Source organism: Clostridium sp. J1101437_171009_A5, assembly GCF_015547905.1.
In the GTDB taxonomy this organism is placed as follows: Bacteria; Bacillota; Clostridia; order Oscillospirales; family Oscillospiraceae; genus Pseudoflavonifractor_A; species Pseudoflavonifractor_A gallinarum.
On sequence record NZ_JADMVY010000006.1, the window covers coordinates 106,588 to 125,767 of the forward strand.

A 19,180-nucleotide genomic window follows, 5' to 3' on the forward strand; every position below is an offset into this window, starting at 1 on the left:
CCATGGCCTTTGACTACAAGAAAGAGTATAAGGAATTCTATCTGCCGCCCAGGACGCCGGGCATCGTCACCGTGCCTGCCATGCATTTTCTGGCCGTGCGGGGCCGAGGCGATCCCAACGAGGAGAACGGCGCCTACAAGCAGGCCCTGGGACTGCTCTATGCCGTGGCTTACACCATCAAAATGAGCAAGCTGGGCAAGCACAGGCCGGCGGGCTACTTCGACTATGTGGTGCCGCCTCTGGAGGGGCTTTGGTGGCAGGAGGGCATCCACGGGGTAGATTACGTCCGTAAAAAGGACTTTCACTGGATCTCCCTCCTCCGTCTGCCGGAGTTCGTGACGAGAGAGTTCTTCGCCTGGGCCATTCGGGAGACCACGGAAAAGAAACAGCAGGACTTCTCCCCCGTGGAGTTCTTCTCCTGGGAGGAGGGGCTGTGCGTCCAGTGCATGCACATCGGTCCCTATGACGACGAGCCCGCCACTGTGGCCGCCATGGAGGAATACGCCACGGCCCAGGGTTACGAGGAAGACTTTGGGGAGGGCCGCTTCCACCATGAGATCTATTTGAGCGATGTACGGCGGTGCAAGCCGGAACGGCTGAAAACCGTGATCCGGCAGCCGATCAAACGGGCAGAGTGAGGAATGAGATGAACACGATCATTCGCAAAATACGCTTGGAGGAACATGACCTTCTGCGGGAATTTCTCTATCATGCCATCTATCTCCCGCAGGGCGTGGAGCCGCCGTCCCGATCTGTGATAGATCTGCCGGAGCTGCAGGTCTATATTGCGGACTTCGGCACACGGCCCGGCGACCACTGCATAGTAGCCGAGGCGGCGGGAAAAGTGGTAGGTGCGGTGTGGTGCCGCATCATGGTGGACTACGGACACATCGACAACGGCACCCCCTCTCTGGCCATCTCGTTACTGCCGGAGTATCGCGGGCTGGGCATCGGGGCGCGGCTTCTGAAGGCTCTTTTGCTCCTGCTCCAAGAGAATGGGTACCGGCGGGCATCCCTCTCCGTGCAGAAAGAAAATCCGGCTCTGCATCTCTACCAGCGGACAGGATTCCGCATCGTGGCGGAAAAGGAAACGGAGTATTTGATGCTTTGGGACAGCACCCAAAGGGGACAACAGGAGAATATGAATATGGAAGCAGAGAAACAGAGGGAAAGTAAAATCCGGCAGTGGTTTTCCATGTGGCTGGATAGGCAGGACACGGGCATTGAGGAGCTATTCGCCCCGGATGCCGTCTATATTGAGAGCTGGGGGCCGGAGTACTACGGCAGCGGAAAGATCAAGCTGTGGTTTGATGAATGGAACAGCCGGGGCACCGTAGAGCGCTGGAACATCCGGCAGTATTTCCACAAGGGGGACCAGACCGTGGTGGAGTGGGCTTTCCGGTGTGTCATGGCGGACGGCACCATCCAGAGTTTTGACGGTCTCTCCCTCATCCGCTGGAATGAGGTGGGACAGATCTGCTTTTTACAGGAATTCGGCTGCAACGAGAACCGCTATGATCCCTACGCTCAGGGGAAAACCCCGGTATTCCGGGAAGAGCAGGTGCTGTGGTTCTGAGGGAGGAAACGTTATGAAAGGCTTTACCAGAGAAGAGACCCGATTCTCCCTCTGTGGACTCAACTGCGCCCTGTGTTCCATGCGCCTGGGTGGCTACTGCCCCGGCTGCGGCGGAGGCGCAGGAAACCAGAGCTGCACAATAGCCAAATGCTCCCTGGAGCACGAAAATATCCAATTCTGTTGGGCATGTTCGGAATACCCCTGTCCCCGCTACGAGAGCTTTGACGATGGGGATTCCTTTGTCCCGCACCGGAACCGGCAGCAGGACATCGCCCTAGCCCGGGAGATTGGGCTGGAAGCCTACCTGGCCCAGTTGGAGAAAAAGCAAGCCATTTTGGAGAAACTTCTGGCCCATTACAATGACGGCCGCCGCAAAACCCTGTTCAACACAGCGGTCTATCTTCTGCCCCTGGAGGATCTGCGCTCTGTGATGGCCTCCCTGGAAAGCTGTCCGGAGCTGTGCGGGCAATCTATCAAGGAGCGTGCCCTTACCGCGGTGGGACTGCTTCAGGAGGCGGCGGACCGCCGGGGTATCAGCCTGAAACTGAACAAGAAACCGAAGAAGGGGTGATCCCATGGCGACGTCCAAGGTGACCGTCTATTTTCCCTGCCCGGTGGTGCGGGTGTGGCAGACCGTGACCGACCTCGCCCATACCGCCTGGCGCAGCGACTTGGCCCGGGTGGAACTTTTGGACGAGGCGCACTTTGTGGAGCATACCAAAAGCGGCTACGCCACGAACTTTACCGTCATAACCTGTGAGCCGCCCCGTTTTTGGTCCTTCACCATGGAGAATGACAACATGTTCGGCTCCTGGGAGGGGATCTTTGAGGCGGCTGAGGGCGGCACCCGGCTGACCTGTACCGAGATAGTTCACACAAAACACTGGTGGATGCATCCCTTCGTCCCCGGCTATCTGAAGCGGCAGCAGAAGCGATATCTGGACGATTTGCGAAAAGAATTGTGGAAGTAAGCTGTATAACACGAAAAAGCAGTTTCAAGAACCGTGTAATATAGACGCCACCAGACAAACATGAGCACGGAAAATCGGGCAGGAACCGCCCGTTTCCGGTATGCTGGAGGACAGAAGGACGGTGTGACCAATGGATTGGGTAACAAGCATTCATCAGGCGATCCAGTATATCGAGGAACATCTCCGGGAGGAGCTGACCATCCGGGAGATCGCACAGCAGGCGGCCCTGTCTCCCTTTTACTTTCAGAAGGGCTTTGCCATGCTGTGCGGCATGACGGTAGGCGACTACATCCGCCAGCGCCGGCTCTCCGCCGCCGGGCTGGAGGTCCTCACAACGGACCGGAAAATCATCGACATCGCGCTGGAATTCGGCTATGATTCGCCGGACAGCTTCACCAAAGCCTTTGCCCGATTCCATGGCCTTACACCTGCCGCACTGCGAAAAAGCGGAGGCGCGGTCCGCTCCTTTGCTCCGCTTCGGATCAAAGTGACATTGGAAGGTGGTCAAAACATGGATTGCAAGATTATGAAAAAAGAGGCCTTTACGGTGCTCTGCCGGGCAAAGACCTTCAAGTATGAGGGTGCGGTGGCCCAGGTCCCCCAGTTCTGGGCGGAACACTTCGCCGCAGGCGGCGGCAAGGTGGTGTGCGGCATGTACGGCATCAACCTGGACGAGAGCATGGGCGGCAATGAGTTTGAATATCTCATCGCTGACAACTACGATCCCGCCAGGGAGATCCCGGATGGCTTCACCACCCGCACCATCCCGGCCCACACCTGGGCGGTGTTCCCCTGCACCGGCCGGATGCCCCAGGCGCTCCAGGGGCTGAACCAGCAGATTTTTTCCCAGTGGCTGCCCACGAACCCCGACTATAAGATCGCTGCGGGCATCAATGTGGAGCTGTACAGCGATGCCAGCAAATTTGAAAATGGCACCCAGGATCAGGACTACTACTGTGAGATCTGGATCCCGGTGGAAAAGAAGTAAAACATGTCCATGGACGATGACACCACCAAAAGCGATTTCCTAGGCGCCACCAACATGGAAAAAGGGATCTACGACCAGGACGCCCGGTTCTTTGTCCCCTATCACCGCCAGGTGGGTCTGAATGTCTATGAGCTGCCCATCTTCTCCCACGGTGTATTCCACCGGTATGACTACCAGTTCTTCTACCGCAATCTGCAGGAAAATGTGGGCGTGCGGCTCTTTTTTGCGATGCCGTTTTTGAAATCAGCACAAAACCCAAACCGTGTTGTTCTCTTTTCGCCTTATATCCCCTATGATCATATCAGCAGCTGCAGAGAATGGATCATACGAGGAGAATAATACCATGAACACGGATAAAATTTTTGCGGAAGCCATTGCCAATGAATATGCCCCCAAGGATACCTCCAAGGTCGTCGCCCTGAGAAAGCTGGATTGGAAAGCAAAGCGCGCGGCGACTCTCTTCGCCTATGGCTTCGGTATCGGGATGGCGCTGGTCCTCGGCCTGGGGATGTGCCTTTCCATGCATGTGATCGGAGGAGGCGGCGTTCTCATGACGGGAGCCGGGGTCCTCCTGGGCGTTCTGGGGCTTGTCGGCGTGGGGCTCAACTACCCCATCTATAAAAAACTTCTCCGGGTCGGCAAGGAAAAGTATGCTTTTGAGATCATGCAGCTGGCCCGGGAGATCAGCGAATCCGCCGAGTAAAATGAGAGGAGGGCGGCAGATGAACAAGTCCGAAAGCAAATACTTCAATACCGCCCTGCGGATGGATGAGGCCCTCCTGGCCCTGCTGGAGGAGAAGGACCTGGAATACATCACGGTGAAAGAGATCTGTCACCAGGCCGGTGTGAACCGCTCCACCTTCTACCTGCACTATGAGACCATCGCCGACCTGGTGAGTGAGACCTTGGAGATGATCAACCAGCGCTTTCTCTCCTATTTCCCCCAGCAGGAAGAAGAAATTCTGGGGAATATGGGCAGCCTAGCGCGGGAAGACCTTGTGTTGGTCACCCGGGAATATCTTCTCCCCTATCTCCGCTTTATCCGGGACAACAAAAAGGTCTACCGGGCGGCATTCCGGAACCCACGCAGCATGCAGGCTCATACGCGATATGGGGAACTGAAACAGCATATCCTCGGCCCCATTCTGGAGCGGTTTGAGGTCCCGTCCGCCCACCGCCCCTATTACATGGCCTACTATGTGGAGGGCATCATCGCCATCGTCAAGGAGTGGCTGCGGCAGGACTGCGCCGATGAGGTGGAGATGATCGCCGACATTATTGAGTCCTGCGTACGGCACAAAGACATCAGTCATGCGGAATAACCGTCGTGCTGCAGAGCTCCTGCATGATAGAAAGCCTCCCCTCCTCTGCTGTCAAGAAAACAACAGAGGAGGGGAGGCTTGCATTTGATTGGTTGCGCACCAGGTGCAGCCCTGAGCCTGTTTTCGCTTTATTTTGCCCAGTGGACGACAGCGTCCCGCAGGAAGCGGGCGCAGCCGGGTACCTGTTTGTCGTAGTAGGCGGTAAACCGCTCATCCATCACATAGAGCTCCGCGATCCCCCGGTGCCTGGCCGGGTCATACCGGTTCCCGGTGATGGTGAGCCACCGGCGGTGGAGGGTGGTGACCTCCCTCCCCTCCTCACTCTCCGGGGACAGCCCTGCCCGGACGGCAGCCTCCAGACGCTCCTGGATCTCCCGGCCCAGGTCCGTCCACTCCTGATACTGTTCCCGGGTCAGGTTCATTACCACCGCGTTGGCCTCGTCCACCTCTTTATCGCCATACTTGGCACGGATCTCTGCTCCGTAAACCTCCTCGTTATGGGCTACCGTGCGCTGCTTGAACACCTCAAATTTCTGCTCGTCGCTCATGATTTCCTTCCTTTCTTCCGCTCCGATGGTGTCTTTCACCGACCGGATGAGCTGCTCCAGCCGTTCCCGCTCCATCTCCAATGCGGCAAGATGGCTGCGCAGGGCGGCCAGACGGTCAAAGGAGGGATTATCCAGACATTCCTTGATTTGGGCCAGCTCCACCCCGAGGGCCCGGTAATAGAGAATGTCCTGCAGCCGGTCCACCTCCGCCCCGCTGTAGTAGCGGTAGCCGCTCTCCGCCACCCGGCTGGGCTTCAGCAGGCCGATCTGGTCGTACCAGCGCAGGGTGCGGGTGGTCACCCCGGACAGGCGCGACAGCTCCTGAATGGAATACTCCATAAACATCCCTCCCTGAGGATAGGGTATCAGTTGACGGAGCGTCAGAGTCAAGGGGAAATGCTAAATTTCTTTGATCTGCCGCTGCAGCCGCTCTAAAAATTCCGCCGCGGGGATGCCGTCCATTTGGGTGTGATGGAACTGGAAGGACACCGGCAGGGTGGCCCGCAGCCACCTTTTCCGGTATTTGCCCCAGATGAGGAAGGGGTTGTTATAGCATCCGGCATAAATGTTCACCGCACCGTCGATCTCATACCTCGCCAGGGCGGAGGTGCCGATGACCATATACTCCTCGCCCAGCTCAAAACTCTCCCCGCTCTCGTGGACCTGTCCGGTAAGCTTCCGGTAATCCCGGCTGAATTGCTCCAGATCCGAGGAAACGGGAATATCACAGGTGGCGATGCCGCCGTCCCGGGTGGTCACCACCGTGTTGACGGCCAGGCGGTCGTACTGCATCAGCTTGTCGCCCACCGGAAGGAGGTAAAAGTCCTCCATCCCGGCCGCCGCCTTTCCAATGCACCAGCACAGGAGCATATTGAACCTATAGCCCCGTTTCCGGCTCAGGCGCACCAGCGGAGTTACATCCAAGGTTTTCATCAGAGTCACCATGGGCATGGGCGCCTTCATCCAGAGTGCAAAGGCCTGTGCCCGGGAGGTGCTCTTTGGGTCTACTTCTCTCATATGGTTCTCCATTCTGTTCGTCAAATCAGGTTCGGATGGCCGCGGTAAGTAATCCATATCATACCATAGCGCCTCATAACCAGCAACTGATTCCCATGCTCCAAAGCCATAACTTGAAGATATAATGTCTACCCTATCCGTAAGCTCCTTTACCTTTGACCGAGTGAATTTCCGGGACGCAGATTGGCGGTGCACAGGACTGGTGACGGCTTATACACAGTCGATGATGAAGCAGGCGTCTCTTTCCCAAAAGAGACGCCTGCTCACTTGCTCACATACGATATCAATCAGCGTGTGTTTCCCCAATAAATCAGTGCCAGCATACCAGGGCCGGTGTGTGCCCCAATGATAGGCCCAATATCTGCTGTGAAGACCTTCGCTTCCGGAAATCGCTCCTGAATAGCAGTCTGTAAGGCCTGTGCGCCATCTGGACAAGCACCGTGGCCCACGACAACCGTTTTTCCCATCTCAGGCGACCAGCCCTGTTCCATTTTGGCCAACTGGGCCTTGATGGCCTGCTTTCGCCCCCTTGGTTTCTCCACCACAGCCAGTTCTCCGTCCTGGTTCACATGGAGGAGCGGCTTGATCTGCAGAGCCGTTCCAAGGACCGCAGTCCCGGCAGACACCCGTCCGCCCCGCCGCAAATGGTCAAACACATCCACTGTAAACCAATGACAGACCTCCAGACGATGCCGGCTCACCCATCCGGCCAGTTCATCCAGGGTATATCCCTCAGCCTGCCTCCGGGCCGCCTCGCAGACCAGAAATCCTTCTCCCACCGAGGCACATCGTGTATCCAGACATATGATGTTCCGCTCCGGGTATTCCTCTCGCAATTCCTCCGCACACACTTGAGCAGACTGAAAGGTCCCGGACATGCCGGAGGAGAAACACAAATACAAAATGTCGTTTCCCGCCCTCAGTACCGGTTCAAAAGACTGGAAATATTGGATGGGGGTGATCTGCGAGGTGGAGGCATAATTTCCTTCCTTTTGGAGGTCATAAAACCTTTGGGCTGAAATTGTGCCGTCCGGGCCATATGTATATTCCTGACCACCGATCTCAACTCGCATCGGGACGATACCGACAGGGGGCAGTGATGCAAGCCATTGGGGGCTGCAATCCGCCGTTGCATCGGTAAAGATCTGATAGGGAGCCATCTTACGTTACTCCTTTTTTCCGCAGGCAGTGCAGCTGCCGCATCCTTTCCAAAGCTCCTCCGCCGTGCCCTTCCAGCTTTCCGCATAGGGCGTCGTCTTATCGCAGAGGTGGTCCACGCTCTCCGGACTCTGGTAGTCGGTGCTCACAGCGCCGGTCTTTTTCACCATAGCCCGCAGCGCCTCGGGATTTTCCAGCATGGGGCAAGGCCGCAGCATGTTTTCATTGAACGGCTGGTTGTCGTGGTACGCCATGAAGATCGGACTCTTGAGGGCGTTCAGCAGACTGGTGTCGTGGATATTGCAGTTGGAGTAGTGGATGAATACGCAGGGCTCCACATCGCCTTTGGCATTGATGTGCAGGTAGTTCCGGCCGCCGGCGATGCAGCCACCCACATATTCCGCATCGTTCTGAAAATCCATAGAGAAGATGGCCTTACTCTGGCGGAACTCCCGAATTCGGTGGTATACCTCTTTCCGCTGCTCCGGGGTAGGCAGCAACTCGGTGGCTGCGTCATTGCCCACGGGCATATAGTGGAAGAACCAGACAAACAGGGCGCCACTGTCGATGATGTAGTCAAAGAACGCCTCGCTGGTAATATCCGCATAGTTCCGGCTGGTATAGCAGGTGGAGATGCCGAAGGGAAGATGATGTTCCTTCAAAAGAGTCATGGCCTGTTTGACTTTCTGATACACACCCTTGCCCCGGCGGGAGTCGTTGGCCTCCTCAAAGCCCTCCAGAGAAATGGCGGGGACAAAATTCTTCACCCGCAGCATCTCCTTACAGAAGTCCTCGTCGATCAAGGTTCCGTTGGTGAAGGCGAGGAACTCGCAGTCCGGGTGCATCTCACACAGCTTGATAAGATCCGACTTCCGCACCATGGGCTCGCCGCCGGTATAGATATACATATAGGTGCCAAGTTCCTTGCCCTGACGGATGATGGAGTCGATGGTTTCCAGGCTGAGATTGAGCTGGTTTCCGTACTCAGCCGCCCAGCAGCCGGTGCAGTGCATATTGCAAGCAGAGGTGGGGTCTAGCAGAATGGCCCAGGGAACATTGCAATTCTCACGGGCTTTGACCTCATCTTGGGTAGCGCTGCCCTTCAGGCTGTTGTTCTTTTCCTCAATGACCTGACGGATGGCATCCCGCTGGCTCTGATACCACCCCTCCGGTGTAAACCGGTCCACCAAGGACATGAGCTTTGGGATGTTCTCCTCCGGGTTCCCTTCAATGTACTTCAATGCCTGATGAATGGCAAAGTTCTGCATATTGTCTTTCACGTTCATATGAATCATCCTTTCATTGCCTAATTCCGGCTGGTTAAGGCACATTATAGGGAATCACCACGAAAAGTCACGGGACATAATACATTGCCAGTCAAAAATTACGACATCCCATAGCCGCCGTTACTTTTTGGGACAAAGTGTATCAATTGTCCCTTGTTCCTGCGCTCATGTGGCACTAAGCTTTTTTTATCTCTTAGTCATATACAGCTATCCGGGAAGGAGACCCATCTATGGAAAACAGCATGTCCCGCATCTTAATTGAGACCACCGTCCGGCAAACCTTGAAGGGACTGAAAGAAAACCCCAAACGGAGCATTCGGAACTTAGTGGATATGGCACTGCACTTTTCAGACGGCCGATTTCAGAGCCACTTTTTTCAGACAGCCCGCACGATGCTGGAGCATGAGGAAAGCGCATACTATACACTGATTGAGGATGCCGTCAACCACATCGAGACAGAACACCTGGTAAAGTTCGGCATGAACCTGGGCTATAACAGCTGCACCTGGGGTGCCCAGCGCATCCGCATGAATGAAAAGCGCCTGGGCTTCAACATCCCCTGGACGGTGCTCTTTCTAATGGATGATCCCTATTCCACTCACCTCCCTCAATATGACCTCGCCATCCAAGAGGGAGAGCAGCTTGGAATTTACAGTTGGATTTTCTTGTCTCACAGCGATCCACTGGAGCTGTTCCCCCTGATCGAGCGCCATCCTAACAGTGCGTTTTTCCTTTTCTGTCGGTCGGAAGATATAAACCATGCGATTTTGGATGAAATCCTCCCCCTCAAGCACCTCATGCCTGTGGTTCGGTGGGAGGATGGAGCCGATGAGGCCTGTACGATGCTGCGAAATGCTCAGCTGCCCTATTCGGTCTATTACCCCTACTCACAGAAAGATCTGCAATTCATCCTGAATGGAGATCTGTTCAATGAGGCCCAGCAGCTGCATCCCCTATTCACCGCACTGGCGGCTAAGCCGGGCTGCCCGGTAAACATTCAGCATCTGGCCCATCAGGCGGCCATACAAGTGAGAAAGGGACAATCCTATCATACCGTCCCTTGGGAACTCTCTTGCGACACCCAAAATCTGGACGAGATTATCTCGGATGACTCCTGTTGTGCATTCTTTGATGAGAAAGGGCAGTTGTTTGCTCTGGATCATCCCGACCGCGCCCCCTTCGGCGATCTGTTCCAGGAGGGGCTGATCGCCCTTCTTCGGCAAGCCTATCCCAAATCTGTACCGGCATCCTCTCGATAAGAGAAAAGAGAGCGCATCGCAATATCCATGCGATGCGCTCTCTCTTTGTCCGAAGAAAACCGCTTGTTTTCCTATTCGTACCTCTTTTAAACGCTATCCGAAGCAGGTCATCGTCAGCGTTCCAACTGTCATAAGAAAAAGACCAACTCCAGCTCTTTTACTCAGCTTCTCTCCAAACACGAAATAGGAAAATGCAATTGTGAGAAGGATGCTCATTTTATCAATAGGAACAACAATACTTACCACTCCGTTTTGAATGGCATAGTAATAACACAGCCACGAAGCGCCCGTTGCAATACCGGAAAAGAACAAAAAGACCAATTCTTTATGATCAAGATGCCGGAGTTGGGATTGCTTGCCCTTCATAAAGACAATTCCCCATGCCATGATCAAAACAACGACCGTTCGGATTGCTGTCCCCAGATTCGATTCCACTCCAGTTATGCCGATCTTTCCCAGAATGGATGTCAGTGCAGCAAACACCGCTGAGCCAATTGCATAGAAAATGTATGTATGATCTGTGACCTCACGGTTGGTTTTCTTTTTCTCCACCATCAAAATGATCCCCACACCCAGTAGGAACGTGCTGATCAATTTCATGAGGAGATGTTCTGTCTCCCCAAAACAAATGATTGCCAGCAGGACAGAGAGGATCGTGCTGGATTTGTCAATGGGAAGGACCTTGTTTACATCGCCGATAGACAGTGCTTTGAAATAGCATATCCAAGAAGCACCCGTTGCAGCCCCGGACAATATCAAAAACAACAATGAACTTGAATTGATCTGTGTGATGGTACCAGCAGAACCGACCACAAAAACCATCAGCCAAGAAAACACCAGTACAACCACGGTCCGTATAGCGGTTGCAATATCAGAGTCTGTTTTTTTGATCCCACATTTTGCAAGAATGGCAGTTAATCCTGCAAAAACGGATGATAAAATTGCTGCCACTAACCACATTCCCTTTTCCTCCAATTATATTTTATATCCGACGAGCGGTCTGTGGTGGCGATCGTAATCTGCTTGGGTGATAAGGTATCTTCTGTCACTTCCCTTTTGGTCAAGAGATATTTATTTGCATTCTTATGCTCCTCCATCAAAAAGGGGCTTGTTCCATTTGAGACATCTCCTGACAGATAAAATGCGCACATTTTTCTGTGAGCCGCTTTACTTTTTCCACGAACTGCTCCGGCGGCATACATTCTTTGGTCCGCAGCCATCGCTCCATGGTACATATCACCGCATCGCCAAAAAAATCCAAAGTAAATTCGTCTACTTGCTCCCCTCCAAACAAACTGGAAATGCGCTCCGCTATAAACGGCCGCATATACTCCTGGAAATGATCGCTGAAGGAATTTTGTCCCTTGATCTGTAGCGCTTTACGATAAAATGAATGGTTCTGGTAAAAATACCCGCAAATCTTCTCGATAAAAACCCAGTGTTCCCTATAACTGATACTCAAATTTTCATGTTTGAGAAGTTCAATAAATTCTGTATCAAAAATCCAATTTACAAGATCATACTTGTCTTTGAAATGATAGTAGAAGCTCTTTCGATTCATGTTGCAGCGCTCACAGATCTGCGCCACATTGATTTTATCAAAGGGCTGCTCCATCATCAGTTCTTTCAAAGAAGCCGCCAATGCCCGCTTTGTAATATTGGAATCTGCCATACACAGTCTCCTTTCATCACATCCGAAAATGCTCCACCAAAATCAAAGCTCCTATGAGAAACAATATGATTCCGTCTGCCGGTTCGAAATTTGATTTGTATTTGGCACCAAAGTAATGACCGATAAAATTGTCATGGGTTCCCGATTCTCACAGGGTTACCGACCAAAAGAAATTCTTCCGGCAGATAAAAAAAGAGACTTACCTGCCCAAACAGATAAGTCTCGTCATTTAAGATAATACCAGGAAAGTTCCAGTATGTTGGTATCACCACACCAAAGTGCTGACTACTCCCTTACATAGTGGTAAGTATATCATATCGCCGGAATATTCTCAACTCAATTCGACATTTCATCTTTGGACAAATCCGTCTTTGTGTCCCAATCTGTTCTGTGCAGTCGTCTTATGGGAATCAGCCAACTCCATTGGCTGGATTTAAATGGATCATAATATGCTTCACATCCGGGAAGGTCTGTTCTACTACATCATGGACATGCTCCGCCACCTCATGGGCATCCCGTAAGGACTTTTCCCCATCCACCTGGATCTCCAGATCAATATAGACCTTGTTTCCAAACATTCTGGAACGGAGCGAATCCACATGGACCACACCTTCCTGCGTAGCAATGTATTGTTCCATTTGCGCCTCATAGCTTTTCCCACAGGAGGTGTCCAGCAGTTTGACCACGCCGTCTTTCAAAATATCGTAAGAAGCCTTCACAATGAACAGGCAGATCACCACACTGGCCACAGAGTCCATCACAGGAAAGCCCAGCATGGCACCGCCGATGCCGATGAGGGAGCCGATGGAAGAAAAGGCGTCGGAACGATGGTGCCAGGCATCCGCCAAAAATGCTGAGGAGTGGATCAGCCTGGCATAATAACGAGTGTACCAATACATGGCTTCCTTGCTCACAATAGAGACGATGGCGGCCACCAGAGCGATCGCGCTGGGGATGGCAAGGGTCTCATAGCTGCCGGAAATGATGTGTTCCACACCCACCTTGCCGACGCCCAGTCCAGTCGCCAGCAAAACGATCCCCAGCAGCAGGGATGCGATGCACTCCATGCGCTCATGCCCATAAGGATGGTCGGAATCCGCTTCTTTCTTGGAGACCTTTACGCCGATCCAGGCGATCACCGTGGTGATCACATCGGAAAAGGAGTGGATCGAATCGGAGATCATGGCGCCGGAGTTGCCTGTGATCCCGGCAAACAATTTGAATCCAGACAGCACTGCGTTGCCGGCAACACTGACAAATGACATCTTACGGATTGCAGCCGCTTCATCCACGGCATTCCTGCGGGACACGGTGTCGGTCTTCTTTTTTACTGTGTTCATGGAAACTCCTCCTACTCATAGTGGATGATCAGGGATTGCTCTTATCCGCACACATTCAAAGTTCTCGTTTCCCCAAGTGAATATAAAAAGCACCTGCGGGGCATACAACTGTCCCGCAGATGCTTCATGTCTGCTGCCATTCTGGCCCGGCAAATGACCCGCTGGTCATCGCCTGTTCAGTTTGTACTGTTGAGCTTGCATTCCAAATGGAATGTAATGCAGTGCAAAGAGTGACTTCACTTTACCGAGAAAGCGGCTCTTTGTCAAGAATTCTCTCCCAAAAATCATGGGACAAACGGCTGGTTTTGTCGCAAAATGTAACACTAACAATGGAACTGAGGAAAAGTGTAACGCAAGCAGGGCTTTGCCCAATGAAACAATCTGATTTTATGATTACAATATTCCTCACATAAGACAGATAGGAGGATTTCACTTGACATTTCATCCGCTTTCGGGCTGGTTGTCCTGTTGGAGAGAGACTGCCCACGGGCAGTCCTTCCTCTTTTAAAAGGGGTCCGCCATGAGAAAACATCGTCCACGGTGGTTTTATGCAGCAGCATATATCCTGGGTGGGGTCCTTTTGGGACTTGCTGTTGTTTTGGTCCTGCGTTCCGGCATTTCCTTGGACACACTCGTAACCTTCCCATCAAAAAATCCTCTTCTGGCCGCTGGCCTCCTTCTGTTGTGCTATGGACTGAAGAGCGCAACTATTTTCTTTCCTCTGCTCCTATTAGAAATGGCTGCTGGATATCTCTTCCCCACCATCACTGCCTTGGTCATCAATTCCCTTGGAATATGGATCGTACTGACCATTCCCTACTGGATCGGCCGCGCTTTAGGTCTCCGTCAGGTGAGCAAACTGACCCAGAAATATCCCAAATTTCAAACTGTTATGGAAAAACAGCAGAACCATTCCCTCTTTCTCTGCTTTTTCCTGCGCGCTATCAGTTGTCTGCCCGGAGATCTTGTTACCATGTATCTGGGCGCTACCCACACCCCTTTTTTTCATAATCTTCTGGGAGGTACCCTGGGAATCCTTCCAGGAATGATATTGGCCACCTTTATGGGCCTCAGCATTCAGGATCCATCCTCGCCTGCCTTTTGGATCTCTGCGGCATTATCTGTTGGTTTGGCTGTTTTGTCGACCCTGCTCTACTATATCTATCTGAAGCGACAAAAGGGAAAGGAGGGCCATGTATGAATCAGAAATGGTTTCGGCAACTATTTCGCCGACGGATTCTGGTGATCCTCCTGCTGGTCGCTCAGGCCGCATTTCTGATCCATCTGCTGGTCCGGGGCGGGCGGATCTCACAAACTTTAAATGCAGTACTGACGATCCTGAGCTTTTTAACGGCGCTGCATATTGTATCCAGGCGAGATAAGGCCGCCTATAAAACCGCCTGGGTCTTTCTGATCCTGCTCTTTCCGCTCTTTGGCGGACTGCTCTATCTCATGTTCCATTTTCAGGGTCCCACCCGCAGTCTAGCTAAAAAGGTCCGCACCGCAGAAACAGAGAATGCGGCGCAGTTTGCCCTGCCCGGGACCGGATATGATGCGGCCAAAGAATGCTTGGGAGAGCTGCTCCCTCAGGTGCGATACCTTCAGAACACTGCCGGCTTTCCCATTTACGATCACACCTCGGTACGCTACTTTTCACCCGGTGAAAGGCTTCTTGAGGCCCTGTTGCCTGCGCTGGAACAGGCAGAGCATTATATTTTTCTGGAATTCTTTATTGTGCAGGAGGGGCACATGTGGGACTCCATCCTGTCCATTCTGAAAGAAAAGGCCGCCCAAGGCGTCAAGGTACGCCTGATTTATGACGATATTGGCTGCTTTCTCCTGTTGCCGCAAAACTATCCCCAACAGCTGCGGGAATTTGGAATTGAATGTGTGCTCTTTAACCCCTTCCGCCCCTTTCTGACTGCCAAGCAGAACAACCGGGACCATCGAAAAATTATTTCGATCGATGGAAAAGTGGCCTACACCGGCGGAATCAATCTGGCCGATGAGTATATCAACGCTATCGAAAAGCACGGACACTGGAAGGACGCTGGAATTTTGGTGGAAGGCAAGGCTGCATGGAGTTTTACCATTATGTTTCTGGAGATGTGGCAGATCTGTACCGGGCAGCAGGAGGACTTTCAAATCTATTATCCCTGGTCAGAACAACTCTGTACCGTTTCGGGAGAAGGATTTGTGCAGCCCTACGCCGACAGCCCTCTGGACACGGAAAATGTGGGAGAGCACGTCTATCTTCAGATCCTAAATCAGGCCCAGAACTATGTTTATATCAACACCCCCTATCTCATTGTAGATGACAGCATGGTATCCGCTTTAACGCTGGCGGCAAAGCGCGGTGTGGATGTGCGGATTATTACGCCCCACCGCTGGGACAAGTGGGCCATTCACATGACCACTCGCTCCTACTATCGGGATTTGGTCTGCGCGGGGGTCCGGATCTATGAATATGAAAAGGGCTTTATGCACGCAAAGACCTTTGTATGCGATGACCGGGTTGCCACCGTTGGCACCACCAATTTGGATTTCCGCAGTTTGTATCTCCACTTTGAGTGTGGAGCGCTTCTATTCGGCAGTTCCGCGGTCCGAGACATCAAGCAGGATTTTCTCACCACTTTGCAGACTTGCCGTCCCATTCTGGAGAAAAACTGCCGCAGCAATTTCTTTGTGCATCTGTTTCAGGATATTCTCCGTCTGTTTGCACCGCTGATGTAACAGGGAAAAGAATTCTCCATGTTTGATACCCCAGAAAAACGGCGCACAACCTCGGGAAGCTACCAATCCAGCGGGAGCAAAACGCAGCTATCCATTTCCTCGGGTTTCTGTGCTGACGGTCAGGCGCAGGAATTTCTGTTACATTTGCTTCACCATCCAACGTTCTGATTTGGAGGAATCCTTTTTATGAATGTGTTCAGGGAAAGTGCAGCCCACGCTGTCTTATATATCGTAGAATCGATTATGGGCATTCTCCTGCTTGATCCGATTCAGTTCACTTCCAATGTACAGGGGGGTGCTGCTTATGTATATTGACTGGAAGTCCTGTGCCAGAATCGGTATCGCAGCGTTTCTTTTGTACCTATGTATTACCTATTGGTCTGTTTTTGCTGATTTGTTTCAAAACCTGCTTCAGGCCGCCATACCGCTGCTGCTAGGTTGTGTTCTTGCATATGCCATTAACATTTTGATGAGCTTCTATGAAGCACATTACTTTCCTCGGTCCCCCAATTCCGCTCTGATCAAAAGCCGCCGTCCGGTATGTATGTTGGCAGCTTTTCTTACCCTGGCTATTCTTCTGATTTTCATTGTCAAACTGGTGATCCCGGAACTGGTTTCCTGCATCAAACTGTTGGCGGGACAAGTCCCCACAGCCATCAACAACCTGCTTGCATGGCTGGAGACCAAAAACATAGTACCAGAGAACATCCTGGCTTCCTTGCAAACAGTGGATTGGCGAGCAAAGGCCCAGCAGATAATCACCTTTTTGACCTCTGGCATCAGCAGCGTCATGGGTGCGGCCGTCAGCGCAGCCGTCTCTGTATTCTCCGGTGCCGTAACTCTGCTGCTTGCCCTGATTTTCTCCATTTATCTACTGCTGGGGAAAGAAAAACTGGGAAGCCAGTTTCATCGACTGATGCTGCGGTATGTAAAGCCAGGCATCTATGTCAAGATGCGATACGTCCTCTCCGTTCTTAACGACTCATTTCATAAATATATTTTGGGTCAGTGTACCGAAGCTGTTATCCTGGGCGCGCTCTGCACCGCTGGTATGTTGGTTCCAAATCTTCCCTATGCCACCATGACGGGGGCTGTCATTGCCTTTACTGCTCTGATCCCTGTGGCAGGCGCTTATATCGGCGCGGGCATAGGTGCGTTTATGATCCTTACAGTCTCACCGGTCAAAGCAATTATTTTTCTCATTTTTATTGTTGTATTGCAGCAGTTGGAAGGAAATCTTATTTATCCCCGCGTCGTCGGCTCCTCCTTGGGACTCCCAGCTATCTGGGTGCTGACGGCCGTCACACTGGGCGGCGGCTTGATGGGGATTCCAGGAATGCTGCTGTGCGTTCCTCTGGCCGCAGCTTTGTATCGTCTCGTCAAAGAAGATGTCAATCGTTCTCAAACAAAGGAGTGTATAAAGGTATGAAAAATGAGAAGCAAAGTCCACAAGAAAGCATCTCTTTGACCGTTTATCCGTCCCATCTGATGCGCCATCTAGACAAGCGGCTGATGTCCTATAACATTGAGATGACAGAGGTGAGCGGCGGAACCTTCTGGAAGTCCTATACGGAGGAACAGATTGCCGGTACAGCGGAGTTTCCCTCGGTCACATCGTTCACCGATGTGACCGCCATGCCGGAGCTGATGGAGTATTATCCCCCCATCGATCTGCATAACAAGCGGCTGCGGGAGCTTACCAAGGCACTGGGTCCTGCCTGGATCCGTGTGTCCGGCACATGGGCCACCAAAACCTATTACGACTTTGAGGATGTGACTAAGGGGAAGGCACCGGATGGTTATAGCAGCGTCCTGACCCGCGAACAGTGGATGGGGGTTTTGGATTTTGCGTCGTATGTCGGCGCCAAGCTGCTGATCTCGGTCAGCAACTGCACTGGCGATCACCCCAACGGGGGACCGCTGGATCTGACCCAGGCAAAGAAGATCTTTGACTTCAGCCATCAATACGGTGTAGATATTGATGCCGTGGAATTTATGAATGAGCCAAATATACTGGAGCTGTCCGGCGCGCCCCAAGGCTATACCGCCGCGGACTATGCCCGGGACCAGGATATTCTATATAGATGGGTTCGCTCCCATTACCCCAACTGTCTTCTGGTCGGCCCATGTACCACCGGAGACCCTGCTGCCGCAGGTGCGGAGAACAAAGGGTTCGGGGCCGGAATCGCCAGTATGACCAAGACCTGTACCACAGAAGAGCTGCTGGCAGGTACTCAAATTCCTCTGGATGTGTTCAGTTATCAGTTATCACTATTACAATGGTGTCTCTGAGCGGATCGCCGGGACCATGCCAGCCGCCCACTGGCCCGCCCATTTGGCTCACAGCGATGCATATCTGGCCGTGGCTCCGGACTGTGCCAGAGCCCATACAGCACTCAGGGACAGATTTGTCCCCGGCGGGCAAATGTGGGTTACAGAATCCGGCGATGCCGGTGGAGGCGGAGATACCTGGGCCTCCACTTATCTGGACGTTCTGCGTACGCTGAACGAACTGGGCAGCTATGGCACCATTACCAATGGTGTTATCTTCCACAACACGTTGGCCTCTTCCGACTATGGTTTTCTGGAACACGGCACCTTTTTACCCCGCCCCAATTACTTCGCCGTCCTGCTCTGGAACCGGCTGATGGGAACTGCCGTATATGATTGTAGGGAGCTCAACCGGGAAAATATCCATATTTACTGTCATTCTCGAAAAGACGGAGCCTGCGGGGTGGTATATTTGATCATCAACAATTCCCTCACGGATACCATTTGTGTGACGATTCCCAAAGAAGCCCTGCGCTACACGCTGCACGCCCAAACGATGCGTTCTTCTACGATGCTACTGAATGGGAAAGAATTAACCATTTCAGGCACCTGCGGTATTCCTAAACTTACACCGGATCTGCAACCCCAGGGAACTGTTTGGCTTGCACCGGGCAGCTGTACTTTTCTTGTACTATAAAACACTTGTAAGGTCCGGCCTATGAATCGACATAGGCCGGACCTTTTGTTTGTTGCACACTAAAAAAGAGGAAATTCGCCACTGATGTGATCACAGACCTGGCCGCTATCCGGCTGGAGTGCAGTGTCCGCGACAGCGTAAACCTTCATGATTTGGACGAGTATAACACCCACTCCCGCCCCATTTGCGTCACCGCCACGGCAGATTTCGCCCAAGATCCCCTGTATGACCTCCAAGGACAAGGGGATCAAAACGATGGACAGAGATAGGGAGGCATTGCGGACCGAACTGTACGAGGCAGCCGGCAGCTTTCTTCAAGAAGATACTTTTCCGGAATTGCCT

General features: G+C 52.6%; 22 protein-coding genes and 1 riboswitch. Of the genes, 15 read left to right on the plus strand and 7 right to left on the minus strand.

The genetic code is table 11. From position 1 onward, the window contains the following. Window positions 1–2 precede the first annotated feature (2 nt). The 8 genes from I2C21_RS09855 to I2C21_RS09890 all read left to right on the plus strand — a co-directional run bounded on the left by I2C21_RS09855 (window position 3) and on the right by I2C21_RS09890 (window position 4,857). Window positions 3–638 carry a GyrI-like domain-containing protein gene (locus I2C21_RS09855; RefSeq protein ID WP_195279247.1) on the plus strand — a complete coding sequence of 212 codons (636 nt, stop codon included), beginning with the start codon at window positions 3–5 and terminating at the stop codon, window positions 636–638. A gap of 35 nt (window positions 639–673) precedes the next feature. Then, window positions 674–1,576 (plus strand): GNAT family N-acetyltransferase, encoded by a 903-nt coding sequence (locus I2C21_RS17920; RefSeq protein WP_452617746.1) that lies wholly within the window; start codon window positions 674–676, stop codon window positions 1,574–1,576. A 13-nt stretch (window positions 1,577–1,589) separates the two neighbouring features. Next, window positions 1,590–2,147, plus strand: a complete 558-nt coding sequence (locus I2C21_RS09865; protein WP_195279184.1) for a DUF3795 domain-containing protein — start codon at window positions 1,590–1,592, stop codon at window positions 2,145–2,147. A gap of 4 nt (window positions 2,148–2,151) precedes the next feature. Further along, window positions 2,152–2,547: an SRPBCC family protein gene (locus tag I2C21_RS09870; RefSeq protein WP_195279185.1), complete on the plus strand. Its 396-nt coding sequence runs from the start codon at window positions 2,152–2,154 to the stop codon at window positions 2,545–2,547. 130 nt (window positions 2,548–2,677) lie between these two features. Further along, window positions 2,678–3,535, plus strand: coding sequence for an AraC family transcriptional regulator (locus tag I2C21_RS09875; RefSeq protein WP_195279186.1), 858 nt, complete (start codon window positions 2,678–2,680; stop codon window positions 3,533–3,535). A gap of 3 nt (window positions 3,536–3,538) precedes the next feature. Continuing rightward, complete coding sequence (locus I2C21_RS09880; RefSeq protein WP_186964352.1) at window positions 3,539–3,874, plus strand: hypothetical protein; 336 nt, start codon at window positions 3,539–3,541, stop codon at window positions 3,872–3,874. A 4-nt stretch (window positions 3,875–3,878) separates the two neighbouring features. After that, window positions 3,879–4,238: a dihydropteridine reductase gene (locus I2C21_RS09885; protein WP_193538361.1), complete on the plus strand. Its 360-nt coding sequence runs from the start codon at window positions 3,879–3,881 to the stop codon at window positions 4,236–4,238. Between the two features lie 19 nt (window positions 4,239–4,257). Next, complete coding sequence (locus I2C21_RS09890; protein ID WP_195279187.1) at window positions 4,258–4,857, plus strand: TetR/AcrR family transcriptional regulator; 600 nt, start codon at window positions 4,258–4,260, stop codon at window positions 4,855–4,857. 128 nt (window positions 4,858–4,985) lie between these two features. Here the strand turns inward: I2C21_RS09890 and I2C21_RS09895 are convergent, their stop codons facing one another. From I2C21_RS09895 to I2C21_RS09910, 4 genes are all read right to left on the minus strand, one after another. Next, window positions 4,986–5,744: a MerR family transcriptional regulator gene (locus I2C21_RS09895; RefSeq protein ID WP_195279188.1), complete on the minus strand. Its 759-nt coding sequence runs from the start codon at window positions 5,742–5,744 to the stop codon at window positions 4,986–4,988. A gap of 60 nt (window positions 5,745–5,804) precedes the next feature. Next, window positions 5,805–6,422, minus strand: coding sequence for a CatA-like O-acetyltransferase, family 2 (locus I2C21_RS09900; RefSeq protein WP_193538366.1), 618 nt, complete (start codon window positions 6,420–6,422; stop codon window positions 5,805–5,807). Window positions 6,423–6,709: 287 nt separating this feature from the next. After that, complete coding sequence (locus I2C21_RS09905; RefSeq protein ID WP_193538367.1) at window positions 6,710–7,582, minus strand: DegV family protein; 873 nt, start codon at window positions 7,580–7,582, stop codon at window positions 6,710–6,712. Window positions 7,583–7,588: 6 nt separating this feature from the next. Continuing rightward, on the minus strand, window positions 7,589–8,866 hold the full coding sequence (locus tag I2C21_RS09910; RefSeq protein ID WP_195279189.1) for a radical SAM/SPASM domain-containing protein: 1,278 nt from the start codon (window positions 8,864–8,866) through the stop codon (window positions 7,589–7,591). Window positions 8,867–9,096: 230 nt separating this feature from the next. Between I2C21_RS09910 and I2C21_RS09915 the strand changes: the two genes are divergently transcribed. After that, complete coding sequence (locus I2C21_RS09915; protein WP_195279190.1) at window positions 9,097–10,125, plus strand: hypothetical protein; 1,029 nt, start codon at window positions 9,097–9,099, stop codon at window positions 10,123–10,125. A gap of 93 nt (window positions 10,126–10,218) precedes the next feature. Here I2C21_RS09915 and I2C21_RS09920 read toward each other — a convergent pair whose 3' ends face one another. The 3 genes from I2C21_RS09920 to I2C21_RS09930 all read right to left on the minus strand — a co-directional run bounded on the left by I2C21_RS09920 (window position 10,219) and on the right by I2C21_RS09930 (window position 13,137). Further along, complete coding sequence (locus tag I2C21_RS09920) at window positions 10,219–11,085, minus strand: EamA family transporter (RefSeq protein WP_195279191.1); 867 nt, start codon at window positions 11,083–11,085, stop codon at window positions 10,219–10,221. 136 nt (window positions 11,086–11,221) lie between these two features. Continuing rightward, window positions 11,222–11,797: a TetR/AcrR family transcriptional regulator C-terminal domain-containing protein gene (locus I2C21_RS09925; RefSeq protein WP_193538371.1), complete on the minus strand. Its 576-nt coding sequence runs from the start codon at window positions 11,795–11,797 to the stop codon at window positions 11,222–11,224. A 410-nt stretch (window positions 11,798–12,207) separates the two neighbouring features. Next, window positions 12,208–13,137 carry a cation diffusion facilitator family transporter gene (locus I2C21_RS09930; protein WP_195279192.1) on the minus strand — a complete coding sequence of 310 codons (930 nt, stop codon included), beginning with the start codon at window positions 13,135–13,137 and terminating at the stop codon, window positions 12,208–12,210. Between the two features lie 106 nt (window positions 13,138–13,243). Beyond that, a riboswitch (NiCo riboswitch) is annotated at window positions 13,244–13,327 on the minus strand. Between the two features lie 330 nt (window positions 13,328–13,657). Between I2C21_RS09930 and I2C21_RS09935 the strand changes: the two genes are divergently transcribed. The 6 genes from I2C21_RS09935 (at window position 13,658) to I2C21_RS09955 (ending at window position 19,107) form a co-directional block, all read left to right on the plus strand. Next, window positions 13,658–14,338 (plus strand): TVP38/TMEM64 family protein, encoded by a 681-nt coding sequence (locus I2C21_RS09935; RefSeq protein WP_195279193.1) that lies wholly within the window; start codon window positions 13,658–13,660, stop codon window positions 14,336–14,338. Continuing rightward, window positions 14,335–15,870, plus strand: coding sequence for a cardiolipin synthase (gene cls / locus I2C21_RS09940; protein ID WP_195279194.1), 1,536 nt, complete (start codon window positions 14,335–14,337; stop codon window positions 15,868–15,870). The genes I2C21_RS09935 and cls overlap by 4 nt, the downstream gene beginning before the upstream one ends. Window positions 15,871–16,174: 304 nt before the next feature. Next, entirely contained in the window at window positions 16,175–17,299 is a 1,125-nt protein-coding gene (locus tag I2C21_RS09945) for an AI-2E family transporter (RefSeq protein WP_195279195.1), read from the plus strand. A gap of 59 nt (window positions 17,300–17,358) precedes the next feature. After that, entirely contained in the window at window positions 17,359–18,162 is an 804-nt protein-coding gene (locus tag I2C21_RS17590; RefSeq protein WP_286167260.1) for a glycosyl hydrolase family 79 N-terminal domain-containing protein, read from the plus strand. A gap of 133 nt (window positions 18,163–18,295) precedes the next feature. Continuing rightward, a complete protein-coding gene (locus tag I2C21_RS17595) occupies window positions 18,296–18,838 on the plus strand; it encodes a hypothetical protein (RefSeq protein ID WP_286167261.1) in 543 nt (180 codons plus the stop codon). 86 nt (window positions 18,839–18,924) lie between these two features. Then, window positions 18,925–19,107 (plus strand): imm68 putative immunity domain-containing protein, encoded by a 183-nt coding sequence (locus I2C21_RS09955; RefSeq protein ID WP_328821074.1) that lies wholly within the window; start codon window positions 18,925–18,927, stop codon window positions 19,105–19,107. Window positions 19,108–19,180 lie beyond the last annotated feature (73 nt).

What these genes read in the sequence shown, in the direction of transcription:
- I2C21_RS09930 (WP_195279192.1), bottom strand. Translation starts at nt 13,137, where the DNA reads ATGAACACAGTAAAAAAGAAGACCGACACCGTGTCCCGCAGGAATGCC.
- I2C21_RS09865 (WP_195279184.1), top strand. Translation starts at nt 1,590, where the DNA reads ATGAAAGGCTTTACCAGAGAAGAGACCCGATTCTCCCTCTGTGGACTC.
- cls (WP_195279194.1), top strand. Translation starts at nt 14,335, where the DNA reads ATGAATCAGAAATGGTTTCGGCAACTATTTCGCCGACGGATTCTGGTG.
- I2C21_RS09920 (WP_195279191.1), bottom strand. Translation starts at nt 11,085, where the DNA reads ATGTGGTTAGTGGCAGCAATTTTATCATCCGTTTTTGCAGGATTAACT.
- I2C21_RS09855 (WP_195279247.1), top strand. Translation starts at nt 3, where the DNA reads ATGGCCTTTGACTACAAGAAAGAGTATAAGGAATTCTATCTGCCGCCC.
- I2C21_RS09885 (WP_193538361.1), top strand. Translation starts at nt 3,879, where the DNA reads ATGAACACGGATAAAATTTTTGCGGAAGCCATTGCCAATGAATATGCC.
- I2C21_RS17590 (WP_286167260.1), top strand. Translation starts at nt 17,359, where the DNA reads ATGCGCCATCTAGACAAGCGGCTGATGTCCTATAACATTGAGATGACA.
- I2C21_RS09880 (WP_186964352.1), top strand. Translation starts at nt 3,539, where the DNA reads ATGTCCATGGACGATGACACCACCAAAAGCGATTTCCTAGGCGCCACC.
- I2C21_RS09925 (WP_193538371.1), bottom strand. Translation starts at nt 11,797, where the DNA reads ATGGCAGATTCCAATATTACAAAGCGGGCATTGGCGGCTTCTTTGAAA.
- I2C21_RS09895 (WP_195279188.1), bottom strand. Translation starts at nt 5,744, where the DNA reads ATGGAGTATTCCATTCAGGAGCTGTCGCGCCTGTCCGGGGTGACCACC.
- I2C21_RS09905 (WP_193538367.1), bottom strand. Translation starts at nt 7,582, where the DNA reads ATGGCTCCCTATCAGATCTTTACCGATGCAACGGCGGATTGCAGCCCC.
- I2C21_RS09915 (WP_195279190.1), top strand. Translation starts at nt 9,097, where the DNA reads ATGGAAAACAGCATGTCCCGCATCTTAATTGAGACCACCGTCCGGCAA.
- I2C21_RS17595 (WP_286167261.1), top strand. Translation starts at nt 18,296, where the DNA reads ATGTGGGTTACAGAATCCGGCGATGCCGGTGGAGGCGGAGATACCTGG.
- I2C21_RS09890 (WP_195279187.1), top strand. Translation starts at nt 4,258, where the DNA reads ATGAACAAGTCCGAAAGCAAATACTTCAATACCGCCCTGCGGATGGAT.
- I2C21_RS09910 (WP_195279189.1), bottom strand. Translation starts at nt 8,866, where the DNA reads ATGAACGTGAAAGACAATATGCAGAACTTTGCCATTCATCAGGCATTG.
- I2C21_RS09900 (WP_193538366.1), bottom strand. Translation starts at nt 6,422, where the DNA reads ATGAGAGAAGTAGACCCAAAGAGCACCTCCCGGGCACAGGCCTTTGCA.
- I2C21_RS09870 (WP_195279185.1), top strand. Translation starts at nt 2,152, where the DNA reads ATGGCGACGTCCAAGGTGACCGTCTATTTTCCCTGCCCGGTGGTGCGG.
- I2C21_RS09945 (WP_195279195.1), top strand. Translation starts at nt 16,175, where the DNA reads ATGTATATTGACTGGAAGTCCTGTGCCAGAATCGGTATCGCAGCGTTT.
- I2C21_RS09875 (WP_195279186.1), top strand. Translation starts at nt 2,678, where the DNA reads ATGGATTGGGTAACAAGCATTCATCAGGCGATCCAGTATATCGAGGAA.
- I2C21_RS09935 (WP_195279193.1), top strand. Translation starts at nt 13,658, where the DNA reads ATGAGAAAACATCGTCCACGGTGGTTTTATGCAGCAGCATATATCCTG.